Here is an 11,724-nt window from a genome sequence, read left to right as displayed (position 1 = left end):
CAACAACCACACCGAGGGAATGCACATGAAGGGCAATATCGCTGCGATCGTTCTGGTCGTGCTGGGCGTGTTTTTTCTGCTGACCAACCTGGGACTGATCAGCATCAGCCTTCGCGAACTGCTGCGGGTGTGGTGGCCTGTGGCGCTGATAGCAGTGGGTCTGGCGCTGTTCTTCACGCCGGGCAACAAGGGCAAATAAGCCAGTAGCGGGCGCTGGCGACCGCGTTGCCAGCCGGCAGTCTTCAACCTCGCTGGGTTTCTCCGCTGCCCTGGTGGCGGGCGCCGTGCCCATCGCGCCCCTGGCCCTCGTCGCGGGGCTGCACAAAACCGGGGTCGTTCGCAAAGTAGCCCCGGAACAGGTTGCGTGCAATGCCATGGGCCGCCACCTGCAGGTCGTGCGCCACCTCCGGCGCAAACAAGCGATTGGTGTGCTGTTGCCACAGCGCCACCCAGGCCGCAAAGTGGGCGGGTGTGACGCCCTCCAGCGCCATGTGTTTGCCGAAGACATCGCCTTTGAAGCTGCGGGCGCCCAGCGCGACGGTGCTCCAGAAGTCCACCAGGCGCTGCAGGTGGGCGTCCCACTGGCCGTGCAGGGCCTTTTCAAACACCGGACCCAGCAGCGGGTCGCGCCGCACATCGCCGTAAAAGCCGTGCACCAGTTGCGTGATGCTCTCCGCGCTGGGGGCGAGCTTGCCGGCGGTCTGTGTAGGGTGGGCTTCTTCGGTCATGGCGGCAGTGTGCCGGCTCACTGGCAGCCGCAGGCTGACGTGGCACAAGCTTGCGCGGGTGCAGCGCTGGCTTCGAACCGTGGAAACAGCACGTTGTTTTCCAGGTGGATGTGGTTGATGAGGTCGTCGCCCAGCTGGGCAATGCCCGCGTAGAGCGCGCGCCAGGTGTTGCATGCACCTTGGGGAGGCGTGGCGTCATTCGTCAGCGCGTTGAGCTTGTCCAGCGCCTCGCCATGGTCCACATGTTCGGCGCGCATCATGCCGATGGGCTGGCCCACAAACGGGCTGCCGCCGTTCTTGAGCATGGGGAACAGCACCTGCTCTTCCTTGAGCATGTGCGACAGCAGCTCCTCGTGCATGGCCTCCAGGTGGTCGGCCAGGCCAACCGGCACCTGCGGGTGGTCGCGGTGCACAGCCTCCACGCGGCGGGCCATGCGGATCAGCTCGGGCAACTGCTGGCGGTGCACCTCGTGGTAGCGCGCCAGGATGTGGTCGATGAGCGCACTGGGCGACGCTGCCTCGGGCACGGCGTCGCTGCGCTGCAGGGCCGCCAGCTCGGCCAGCACGGCGTCGGCGTCCAGCCCCTTGTCGGCGGCCGCCTTGGCCAGACTCACCTGGCCGCCGCAGCAGAAGTCCAGCTTGAGGCGCCGAAACACCGCCGTGGCGCCCGGCAACTGCACGGCGATCTGGCCAATCTGCTGCTCGGCGCTCAGCGGCAGTGGGGTGGTGGGGGCTGTGGCGTGCAGGGTGTCGATGCGGGCGTTCATGGTGGTCCTTTAAAGATTCATATCGTGTGAATATTTTAGCGAATAAAATTCAGGATGTATGCATCTTTTTGATTGATCTGCGGCAAACCCATGCGACTGACCCAATGGACCGACTACACGCTGCGCGTGCTGATGTATTGCGCCGCCACCGAGGGGCGGGCGCAGCCCGTCACCATCACGGAGGTGGCCGAGGGCTATGGCATATCGCGCAGCCACCTGATGAAAATCGTGCAGCAGCTGTCGGCGCAGGGCCTGCTCGAGACCACGCGCGGGCGGGGCGGTGGCATGCGGCTGATGGTGCCGGCGTCGTCCATCCACATTGGCGCGGTGGTGCGTGCCACCGAGACGGACTTCAACCTGGTGGAATGTTTTGACCCTGCCTCCAACCAGTGCCGCCTGAGCAGCCACTGCCGGCTCAAAGGGGTGCTGGGCCAGGCCATGCAGGCCTATCTGGAGGTGCTGGATGGCGTGACGCTGGCGGACCTGGTGGCGCCCACGTCACCCCAGGGTGTGGCGCTGCTGGCCACGGTGGCCGCCCCGCGCGCCGGCAGTGCCCGCCGCAGGGCCTCGTTGGTGCCCGGATTGCCCGATGCACCTGGGTTTGAATAAAAACGGCGTGATGCGCTAGTGCTACATGCCTGGATAGCTATCAAATTAATAGTATCCAGTGGCGCCCTGTACGTATTGAGGCGCCACGCCGCTCAGCGCAGCACTTCCAGCAAGCGGTCGAGCCCGCCCTGGTTGATGGCCACCTTGGCCTGTGCACGCACGGCGGGCTTGGCGTGGTAGGCCACCGACAGGCCGGCGGCACCCATCATCGGCAGGTCGTTGGCGCCGTCGCCCACGGCAATCGCCTGCTGCGGTGAAATGCCCATGAGCGATGCCACTTCCAGCAGCGTGCGGCGCTTTTCTGCGCCGTCGCAGATGTCGCCCCAGGCCTGGTCCACCATGCGGCCCGTCAGTTGGCCGTCTTGCACTTCCAGCATGTTGGAGCGCGCAAAGTCGATGCCCAGGCCCGCCTTCACGCGGTCGGCAAAGAAGGTGAAGCCGCCCGAGACCAGCAGCGTGGTGAGGCCCGCAGCCTTGGCGGCGGTGATCAGCTCCTTGGCACCGGGGTTGAAGCGCAGACGCTCGGTGAACACCTGCTCCATGTGCTGCACCGTCACGCCCTTGAGCAGGGCCACACGCTGGCGCAGGCTCTCCTTGTAGTCGGTGATCACGCCCTGCATGGCCGCCTCGGTGATGGCGGCCACCTCGGCCTTGCGGCCGGCGGCATCGGCGATTTCGTCCACGCACTCGATGTTGATGAGGGTGGAGTCCATGTCAAAAGCGATGAGCTTGTAGGCGGACAGGGACAGCGGAGGCTCGATGCCCTGGATGACGAGGCCAGGGGCGAATTCGGTTGCGTGGGTCATGGCAGAAAAAGGGGGAACAAATGCGGGGTAAGAACCCGCAATGGTATCCCTGGCAGGCTTTTGTTCCCGCCGTGCCCGCCACGCTCGCTCCAGGCGCCACCCCGGGGACTGGGCGGCAGAGGCCGCGCCCCGTGCGCGGCTCTCGTCAGATCCTGTGCCTCAGCGCGGATGCGGCAGGTTCTGGCTGCCGCCTTTGAGCGCCTTGGCGGCCGGGTTGGGCTGAGGCGGCTCGTTCATCTTGACCAGGAACATGCGCACAAAAAATGCGGCCATGCAGATCATGAACCCAATGCCGATGATGCTCATCAGGCCGTAGTCGGTAGAAAACAGATCGTTCAGCAGCTTCATGGAGACCCTCCTTGTTGTGGTGGTGTTCACCACTATCGGGCGGTCCCTGGGGCAGCTGCTTGTGCTGTGTCAAAGACTGCGGCCTGCGGGCCAGATGCAGGTCAAACCATGGCGGGGTAGCGGCCGGTGCCTTCGGGCCAGGGTGTGAGCACCTCGAACCCGTCGGCCGTCACGGCCACCATGTGTTCCCACTGGGCAGAGAGCGAGCGGTCGCGGGTGACTACGGTCCAGCCGTCGGCCAGCTCCTGCGTGTCGCGCTTGCCGGCGTTGATCATGGGCTCGATGGTGAAGACCATGCCTTCCTCCAGCCGCAGGCCCTGGCCGCGCTGCCCGTAGTGCAGCACCTGGGGCTCGTCGTGGTAGATCTGCCCGATGCCGTGGCCGCAGTATTCGCGCACCACGCTGAACCGCTCGCGGTGGGCCACGCTCTGTATGGCATGGCCCACATCGCCCAGCGTGGCGCCGGGACGCACCTGGGCAATGCCCGCGCACATGGCTTCGTAGGTGGTGTCCACCAGTCGGCGCGCCAGCGGGCTGGGCTCGCCCACAAAGTACATGCGGCTGGTGTCACCAAACCAGCCGTCCTTGATGATGGCCACGTCGATGTTGATGATGTCGCCCGACTTGAGCACTTGGCCGGGCGACGGAATGCCGTGGCAGATCACGTGGTTGACCGAGGTACACACCGTTTTGGGATATCCCAGGTAGCCCACGTTGGCGGGGGTGACCTGCAGTTCGTTCACGATGTAGTCGTGGCAGAGCCGGTCCAGCGCCTCGGTGCTGACGCCGGGCTGCACGTGCGGCGTGATCATGTGCAGCACGCGGGCGGCCAGGTGGCCGGCCTCACGCGCCTGGGCGATTTCGGCGGGGGAGCGCAGGGTGACGCGGGACGACTTCATTGAACGCGCCGCCCGCTGTGGCCCGGCTTGGCGGCCACAGAGGCCGCCACCGTGTCCAGATCGAAGCCTCCGGCCTGCTCGGCGCGGATCAGCAGCTGGCAGATGTCGCTGTGGTCGAGGTTGGGATGCAGCTCGGCCAGCATGCCGATGCGCATCCAGTGTTCTGCCTGTGCGTTGATGGAGCGAGACAGGGCGTTGCTGGCAACGCGCAGGTTCTCGTGCATTTGGTCTGAAATTTTGACAATACCCATGCAGCGAATTGTATTCGAAACATATACGTTTCGTATCGCTGCGTGTATGCAGTGCCTGTGGTGTGCGTTGGCAACACTGCGCTACTGCGGCGGGCGCTTCAGATAGAGCTGGTCCGACCAGGTGGCCAGCCATTCTGGCTTGAAGGCCACAAAGATCGCGGCGAGCATGCCCGTCACAAACCCGTCGCCCCAGGCCATGAGCCAGCGGGCCACCAGCGACAGCTCGTTGCCCACACCGGGCAACTGGTGCCCGGTCCATTGCGAGAGCACGCCTGCCGCAAACACGCAGGCCACAGTGCCCAGAAACGCCCGGCCCAGCACGTACACAAACGGCTGCGTACCGACAAAGCGCCGCACCAGCGCGCCCAGCGCCAGGGCCAGCGTGGCGGGCACCACGCCCAGCCAGATGGCGGCGCCCAGCGCATCGGCCCAGTCCAGGGCGGGTGAGAGCAGGCCCGCAATGGCGCCCACCGCCAGCAGCACGGGGATGGCCAGCGGCCAGCCCAGCATCAGCACCACGAGGCACGCGCCCGACCATTGCAGTTGCAGCGGCATGGCGTGCAGCGTGGGCAGCGCCCACAGCCAGGGCAGAAACACCAGCGTGGCGAGCAATGGTGTCCACAGCGGGGACGCCGCGCCATGGGACTCGTGCTCCAGCGGCGTGCGGCTGGCCAGTAAGCGCCAGGGCCGCGTGACCAAGGCGGTCGTCAGGGCCACCAGCGCGACAAGAGACTCCAGCCACATTGTTTTGCTTCTTTTTTGATAGCTATCAGCGCATGATTCACTAGCGCTTGTGGCCTCTCTGGCTTGTAAAGTGCTATGCAGCCACCACGGGTTGCCCCAGGCTGCGCAGAATGTCCCGCACCATCTGGGCGCGGTCCTTGGGCTCCTTCAGCTCGCGCTCGATGCGCAGCTTCTCGTTGCCCGCCAGCTTGATGTGCTTGTTCTTCTGAATCAGTTCAATGATGCGCATCGGGTCGATGGGCGGCTGGGGCTTGAAGGTGATGTTGATCACGCCGGGGGCGGCGTCCACCTTCACCACGCCGTAAGGCTGGCTCAGCACGCGCAGGCGGTGCACGTCGATGAGGGTCTGGGCCTGCGGCGGCAGCTTGCCGAAGCGGTCCACGATCTCTTCGAGCAGGCCGTCGATCTGGTCGGGCGTCTTGGCCGTGGCCAGCTTCTTGTAGAACGACAGGCGCAGGTGCACGTCGCCGCAGTAGTCGTCGGGCAGCAGGGCGGGGGCGTGCAGGTTGATGTCGGTGGTGACACTCAGTGGGCTCAGCAGGTCCGGCTCCTTGCCGGCCTTGAGCGCCTTGACGGCTTCATTGAGCATCTCGTTGTACAGCTGGAAGCCCACCTCCAGCATGTTGCCGCTCTGGTTCTCGCCCAGCACCTCGCCGGCGCCGCGGATCTCCAGGTCGTGCATGGCCAGGTAGAAGCCGCTGCCCAGTTCTTCCATCTGCTGGATGGCATCGAGCCGCTGCGCGGCCTGCTTGGTCAGGCCCTCGGTGTCGGGCACCATGAGGTAGGCATACGCCTGGTGGTGGCTGCGGCCCACGCGCCCGCGCAGCTGGTGCAGCTGCGCCAGGCCGAACTTGTCGGCGCGGCTCATGATGATGGTGTTGGCCGTGGGCACGTCGATGCCGGTCTCGATGATGGTCGAGCACAGCAGGATGTTGTAGCGCTGGGCCACGAAGTCGCGCATCACGCGCTCCAGTTCGCGCTCAGGCATCTGGCCGTGGGCCACGGCGATGCGCGCCTCGGGCAGTATCTCTTCGAGCTTCTGGCGGCGGTTCTCGATGGTCTCCACCTCGTTGTGCAGGAAGTAAACCTGCCCGCCACGCTTCAATTCACGCAGCACCGCTTCGCGGATCACGCCCGTGCCTTCGTTGCGTACAAAGGTCTTGATCGCCAGGCGCCGCTGCGGCGCGGTGGCGATGACCGACAGGTCGCGCAGGCCTTCCAGTGCCATGCCCAGCGTACGCGGGATGGGCGTGGCCGTCAGCGTCAGCACGTCCACCTCGGCGCGCAGGGCCTTCATCTGCTCCTTGTGGCGCACGCCGAAACGGTGTTCCTCGTCGATGATGAGCAGGCCCAGGTTGTGGAACTTGGTGGATTCGGAGAGCAGCTTGTGCGTGCCCACCACGATGTCCACCGTGCCGTCGCCGATGCCCTTGATGGCGGCGGTGATCTCCTTGCCCGAGCGAAAGCGCGACACCTCGGCCACCTTCACCGGCCACTTGCTGAAGCGGTCTACCAGCGTCTGGTAGTGCTGTTCGGCCAGCAGGGTAGTGGGCGCGAGGAAGGCCACCTGCTTGCCGCCCGTGACGGCCACGAAGGCCGCGCGCAGCGCCACCTCGGTCTTGCCAAAGCCCACGTCGCCGCAGACCAGGCGGTCCATGGGGCGCGGGCTGATCATGTCCTGGATCACAGCGTGGATGGCGGCGTTCTGGTCGGCCGTTTCTTCAAAGCCGAAGTCGTTGGCAAAGGTCTCGTAGTCCTGCGGGCTGTAGCGGAAGGCGTGGCCTTCGCGCGCCGCGCGGCGGGCATAGATGTTGAGCAGCTCGGCCGCGCTGTCGCGCACCTGCTCGGCGGCCTTGCGCTTGGCCTTTTCCCACTGGCCGCTGCCGAGCTTGTGCAGCGGCGCCTCATCAGCGCTGACGCCGGTGTAGCGGCTGATGAGCTGTAGCTGGCTCACGGGCACGTAGAGCACGGCCTTGTCGGCGTATTCGAGGTGCAAGAACTCCTGCATGGCGGGCGTGCCGTCGGGGTTCTTGTTGCCCACGTCCATGTTGACCAGGCCCCGGTAGCGGCCGATGCCGTGCGCGCTGTGCACCACGGGGTCGCCCACGTTGAGCTCGGCCAGGTCCTTGATCAGCGCCTCGACGTCGCTCACCTGCTCCTGCTTCTTGCGCCGGCGCGTGGTGGGGCCGGCGGCGAAGAGCTCGGTCTCGGTGACGAAGTCGATGCCGTCCTCGATCCAGCTGAAGCCCACGGTGAGGCCGGCGGTGGCGATGCCCACCTTCTCATCGTCCGCGCCTTGGAACTCGGCCAGCGAGTCGAAGGCAGGTGGGTTCACCCCGCTGGCGCGCAGAAAGTCGAGCAGGCTCTCGCGCCGGCCATCGCTCTCAGCCAGCAGCAGCACGCGGTGTTGCGTGTTGCGGATGTGGGCGTGTAGACGGGCCAGCGGGTCTTCGGCACCACGCACCACCGACAGGTCGCCCAGCTTCTGGAAGTGCGGGTTGTCGGCAATATCCTCCACGCCGGGGCGGATGGACAGCTGGGCATGCTCCTTGGCGCGCGTGTAGAACTGGTCGGCCGAGAGGAACAGCGCCTCGGGTGGCAGCACCGGGCGCTCGGGGTCGCCCTGCACTAGGCGAAAGCGGTCTTTCGTGTCCTGCCAGAAGCGCTGGAAGGCGGGCTCCAGGTCGCCGTGCAGCACCACGGTGGCTTCGCCGCCCAGGTAGTCGAACACGGTGGCGGTCTCGTCGAAGAACAGCGGCAGGTAGTACTCGATGCCGGCCGTGGCCACGCCCGCGCCCATGTCCTTGTAGATGCGGCTCTTGGTCGGGTCGCCCTCGAGCATCTCGCGCCAGCGGCTGCGGAATTTGGCGCGCGCCTCGTCGTCCATGGGGAACTCGCGGCCGGGCAGCAGGCGCACCTCAGGCACGGGGTACAGGCTGCGCTGGCTGTCGGGGTCGAAGGTGCGGATGCTGTCGATCTCGTCGTCGAACAGGTCCACGCGGAAGGGTACGAGCGAGCCCATGGGGAACAGGTCGATCAGCCCGCCGCGCACGGCGTACTCGCCCGGGCTCACCACCTGCGAGACATGGCTGTAGCCCGCCAGCGTGAGCTGGGCCTTGAATTTGGCCTCGTCGAGCTTTTGCTTGACCTTGAAGTGGAAGGTGTAGCCCGCGAGGAAGGAGGGCGGCGCGAGCCGGTACAACGCGGTGGTGGCGGGCACCAGCACGACATCGGCTTCGCCTTGCGAAATGCGCCACAGCGTGGCCAGCCGCTCGCTGATCAGGTCCTGGTGCGGGGAGAAGGTGTCGTAAGGCAGCGTCTCCCAGTCGGGGAACAGTGCGCAGCGCAGGCCCGGCGCAAAAAAGGCCATTTCGTCGATGAGCCGCTGTGCATCGGTGGCGTCGGACGTGACGATGGCGGTGGTGTGGCCAGCGGCCTTGTCGCGCTCGGCCAGGCGTGCCAGCAGCAGGGAGTCGGCGCTGCCCACGGGGCGGGGCAGGGCAAAGCGTTTTCCGGGGGAGAGTTTGGGGAGTTCCATGCGGACGGTGTCGTCAGTGGGCCCACCGCATCCCCAGGGGCGCGAAACACGCACGGGCTGGATCGGGGGCAACGGGAGATTTTAGAATGAGCGCTCCATGACTGCTCCTCTGTTGCACCCTTCGCTCACCCCCTTGTCGGCCCAAGGGCGTTTTTGGGCCTTGGTGCCCTGTGCAGGGGTCGGGTCGCGGGCCGTGCCGGCAGGCGCAGGCATGGCCCCTTCTGCACAGCCTGTGCAGGCATCGACCGTGGCGGCTTTTTCGCCCGCCTCAGCGTTGTCTGCCAATGCACCCGTGGCGGTTGCCCCGTTGCCCAAGCAATACCACCTGGTGGCAGGCCATCCGATGGTGCTGCACACACTGGCTGCGTTTGCCGGAGTCGGGCGCTTGCTGGGTACGCTGGTGGCCGTGGCGCCAGGGGATCACTTTCTGGATGCCCATGCCCATCCCGCATTTTTTGTGGTGGAGTGTGGTGGCCCCACGCGTGCCGACACGGTGCTGGGTGGCCTCAAGGCGCTGCTGGATCGTGGTGCCCAGCCTGGCGACTGGGTGCTGGTGCATGACGCAGCGCGCTGCCTCGTCACCTCAGAGCAGATCGATGCGCTCATCGACCAATGCGCGGGCGACAGTGTGGGGGGCCTGTTGGCGCACAAGCTGGCCGACACGCTCAAGACTTCCATCGACGGCCCGGGCGGCGTGCGCGTGGCCTCCACCGTGGACCGCAGCGACAAGTGGCTGGCGCAGACGCCGCAGATGTTCCGCATCGGCCCGCTGATGGAGGCCATCGACAAGGTGGGCTCCAACGTGACCGATGAAGCCAGTGCGATGGAGGCCCTGGGTTTTCACCCCCGGCTGGTGCCCGGCGGGGCGCAGAATTTCAAGGTCACTTACCCGGACGATTTCGCGCTGGCGGCTGCGGTGCTGGCCCAGCGTGCGCACAGCACCACGCTGGAACGCTTTGGCGGGGAGCGGGGGCAGGTGAGTAAGGCCCCTGGCAAGAAGAATCTTTTTTAGTCCGCTGCGCATGGCGCTGCCGGCATCACTGGCGCGCTGACTGCGTTGCTCATCGAGGGAAACCGTCCGACGTTCCCCGCGACTCCTCACACAAACCTTCACAAAGGCAGACAAATGAATTTCAGGATTGGAGAAGGCTGGGACGTACATGCGCTGGTGCCCGGCCGCCGCCTGGTGATTGGTGGGGTGGAGATCCCTCACCCGACAGGCCTGCTGGGCCACTCGGACGCCGACGTACTGCTGCACGCCATCACTGACGCGCTGCTGGGCGCGGCGGCACTGGGAGACATTGGCCGCCATTTCCCCGACACCGATGCCGCGTTCCGGGGTGCAGACTCGGGCGTGCTGCTGGCCGAGGCGGCGCGGCGGGTGCGCGCAGCGGGCTTTGAGATCGGCAACATCGACAGCACGGTCGTCGCCCAGGCCCCACGCCTGGCGGCGCACATCCCTGGCATGCGGGCCGCCATCGCCCGCGCGGTGGGTGTGGCAGAGGACCAGGTCAATGTGAAAGCCAAGACGGCCGAGCGCCTGGGCCCGGTAGGGCAGGGGCTGGCCATGGAGGCACGGGCCATAGCGCTGGTCTACCGGGCGTAAGCCGCTGGGGATTGGCCCGGCCTTTGCCGCAGGGTCTTGCAGCGCTCAGCTGCTGCTGCGCTCCACGATGGAAAAGCCGATGTCCACCACGGGCTGGGCGACTGCCTTGCTCTCGGCCCGGTCGGCAATCCACTGAGCTGCTGTCTGGCCCATGCGTGTGCCATCGATGCGCACGGTGGAAAGAGCCGGGCTGACGGTCGCGGCAAAGTCGATGTCGCCAAACCCCATCACAGCGAGTTGCTGAGGCACTGCGATTGCGCGGGCCCTGGCTTCGGTGAGCACGCCCAGGGCGAGCATGTCGGAGCTGCAGAACACTGCGTCGATATCGGGCACGTCGGCCAGCAGGGCTGCGAGCCCGGCACGGCCATCTGCGTGGGTGGTGGGTGATTTACCCAGTCGCACGGCGGGCGGGCGCAGCCCCAGGCGCGCGGCGGCGTCGGCAAAGCCCTGAGCGCGCCGCGCTGCGCGCTCGTCTCCGCCACTGAGCAGCGCCAGCCGTCGCCGTCCCCTGGCGAACAGGTGCTCGCACACGGCGGCGCCCAGCGCTTCGTGGCGCAGGCCGACCAGCATGTCGATGGGGGTGTCCGTGAAGTCCCAGGTTTCCACCACCGGAATGCCCGAGGCCATCAGCAACCGCCGCCCCTCGGGTGAGTGCATGACCCCCGTGAGCACGATCCCATCGGGCCGCCGGCCCACGATGGCGCGCAGCAACTCGTCTTCGCGTGAACGGGCGTAGCCCACCTGGCCCACCATGACCTGAAAGCCGCGCAGTTCCAGCGCATCGGTGAGGGCCTGCACCATTTCACCAAACAGAGGCCCCGTGAGCGTGGGGACCAGTGCCGTCACCACATGGCTGCGCGCCGAACGCAACCCGCCTGCCACCAGGTTGGGCACATAGCCCAATGCGGAAACGGCTTCCTGAACCCGTTGCCGTGTGCGCTCAGACACCTGCTGCGGCGTGTTGATGGCGCGAGACACGGTAATCATCGACACGCCTGCCCGTTCGGCCACCTCGCGCAGCGTGACCGCCGAGCGGTCGCGGCCGGAGGGTGGGGCAGTGCGGGCCGGATCAGGAGCTTGCATGGTGGTGGAGTCTAAAGGGCGCGTGACTTCGGGCTGGCACCGTGCACGCTACTGTGCGACGGCACTCCAGTGAAATTCGTCAACATAAGGGTTTTCACTATGTTGTCTGATGATGTTAACGTTAACATTTGCATAAATCGCAGAAATTTCTCCGCATAGAGCAGAAATTCCGTGACTTGTACGACTTCTAAAGACCTCTTACCCACCGCCCGCTTTTCACCATGACCCCGCAAGAACTCAAAACCATCATGGGCTCCGGCCTGCTCTCGTTCCCCATCACCGACTTCGACGAGCAGGGCAACTTCCGCCCCAAGACCTACATCGAGCGCCTGGAGTGGCTCGCCC

Annotated in this window: 13 protein-coding genes and 1 pseudogene; 5 read left to right on the top strand and 9 right to left on the bottom strand. The window is 66.1% G+C overall.

Annotation, left to right across the window (positions count from 1 at the left end):
- The first annotated feature begins 25 nt into the window (after positions 1 to 25).
- On the top strand, positions 26 to 199 hold the full coding sequence (locus tag IB236_RS16845) for a LiaI-LiaF-like domain-containing protein (RefSeq protein WP_165836502.1): 174 nt from the start codon (positions 26 to 28) through the stop codon (positions 197 to 199).
- A 43-nt stretch (positions 200 to 242) separates the two neighbouring features.
- Here the strand turns inward: IB236_RS16845 and IB236_RS16840 are convergent, their stop codons facing one another.
- Both IB236_RS16840 and ytfE read right to left on the bottom strand, forming a co-directional pair.
- Entirely contained in the window at positions 243 to 728 is a 486-nt protein-coding gene (locus tag IB236_RS16840; RefSeq protein WP_192421532.1) for a group III truncated hemoglobin, read from the bottom strand.
- 17 nt (positions 729 to 745) lie between these two features.
- Positions 746 to 1,495, bottom strand: coding sequence for an iron-sulfur cluster repair protein YtfE (gene ytfE / locus IB236_RS16835; protein ID WP_192421531.1), 750 nt, complete (start codon positions 1,493 to 1,495; stop codon positions 746 to 748).
- Positions 1,496 to 1,585: 90 nt separating this feature from the next.
- On the opposite strand from ytfE, the gene IB236_RS16830 reads away from it, so the two are divergent.
- Positions 1,586 to 2,104 carry an Rrf2 family transcriptional regulator gene (locus IB236_RS16830; RefSeq protein ID WP_056747228.1) on the top strand — a complete coding sequence of 173 codons (519 nt, stop codon included), beginning with the start codon at positions 1,586 to 1,588 and terminating at the stop codon, positions 2,102 to 2,104.
- Positions 2,105 to 2,196: 92 nt separating this feature from the next.
- Here the strand turns inward: IB236_RS16830 and serB are convergent, their stop codons facing one another.
- The 6 genes from serB to mfd all read right to left on the bottom strand — a co-directional run bounded on the left by serB (position 2,197) and on the right by mfd (position 8,690).
- A complete protein-coding gene (gene serB, locus IB236_RS16825) occupies positions 2,197 to 2,910 on the bottom strand; it encodes a phosphoserine phosphatase SerB (RefSeq protein WP_056747189.1) in 714 nt (237 codons plus the stop codon).
- Between the two features lie 159 nt (positions 2,911 to 3,069).
- Positions 3,070 to 3,258 carry a DUF3149 domain-containing protein gene (locus IB236_RS16820; protein ID WP_015014751.1) on the bottom strand — a complete coding sequence of 63 codons (189 nt, stop codon included), beginning with the start codon at positions 3,256 to 3,258 and terminating at the stop codon, positions 3,070 to 3,072.
- 101 nt (positions 3,259 to 3,359) lie between these two features.
- On the bottom strand, positions 3,360 to 4,157 hold the full coding sequence (gene map, locus IB236_RS16815) for a type I methionyl aminopeptidase (protein WP_015014750.1): 798 nt from the start codon (positions 4,155 to 4,157) through the stop codon (positions 3,360 to 3,362).
- On the bottom strand, positions 4,154 to 4,408 hold the full coding sequence (locus IB236_RS16810) for a ParD-like family protein (protein ID WP_015014749.1): 255 nt from the start codon (positions 4,406 to 4,408) through the stop codon (positions 4,154 to 4,156). The genes map and IB236_RS16810 overlap by 4 nt, the downstream gene beginning before the upstream one ends.
- An 81-nt stretch (positions 4,409 to 4,489) precedes the next feature.
- Positions 4,490 to 5,152, bottom strand: a complete 663-nt coding sequence (locus IB236_RS16805) for a hypothetical protein (protein WP_192421530.1) — start codon at positions 5,150 to 5,152, stop codon at positions 4,490 to 4,492.
- Positions 5,153 to 5,225: 73 nt separating this feature from the next.
- Positions 5,226 to 8,690 (bottom strand): transcription-repair coupling factor, encoded by a 3,465-nt coding sequence (gene mfd / locus IB236_RS16800; RefSeq protein ID WP_099730617.1) that lies wholly within the window; start codon positions 8,688 to 8,690, stop codon positions 5,226 to 5,228.
- A 97-nt stretch (positions 8,691 to 8,787) separates the two neighbouring features.
- Here mfd and IB236_RS16795 point away from each other — a divergent pair, with 97 nt between their 5' ends.
- Positions 8,788 to 9,702: a 2-C-methyl-D-erythritol 4-phosphate cytidylyltransferase gene (locus IB236_RS16795; RefSeq protein ID WP_082565072.1), complete on the top strand. Its 915-nt coding sequence runs from the start codon at positions 8,788 to 8,790 to the stop codon at positions 9,700 to 9,702.
- Between the two features lie 114 nt (positions 9,703 to 9,816).
- On the top strand, positions 9,817 to 10,296 hold the full coding sequence (ispF, locus tag IB236_RS16790) for a 2-C-methyl-D-erythritol 2,4-cyclodiphosphate synthase (RefSeq protein ID WP_056064230.1): 480 nt from the start codon (positions 9,817 to 9,819) through the stop codon (positions 10,294 to 10,296).
- Between the two features lie 45 nt (positions 10,297 to 10,341).
- Here the strand turns inward: ispF and IB236_RS16785 are convergent, their stop codons facing one another.
- On the bottom strand, positions 10,342 to 11,379 hold the full coding sequence (locus IB236_RS16785) for a LacI family DNA-binding transcriptional regulator (RefSeq protein ID WP_056747194.1): 1,038 nt from the start codon (positions 11,377 to 11,379) through the stop codon (positions 10,342 to 10,344).
- 221 nt (positions 11,380 to 11,600) lie between these two features.
- Here IB236_RS16785 and IB236_RS16780 point away from each other — a divergent pair.
- A pseudogene (locus IB236_RS16780) lies at positions 11,601 to 11,724 on the top strand (5-dehydro-4-deoxyglucarate dehydratase); the annotation flags it as partial.

It is taken from the genome of Acidovorax sp. ACV02, assembly GCF_014851475.1.
In the GTDB taxonomy this organism is placed as follows: domain Bacteria; phylum Pseudomonadota; class Gammaproteobacteria; order Burkholderiales; family Burkholderiaceae_C; genus Acidovorax; species Acidovorax delafieldii.
The sequence above is the reverse complement of the archived record's forward strand: the minus strand, read 5'-3'. Positions and strand labels throughout refer to the sequence as shown.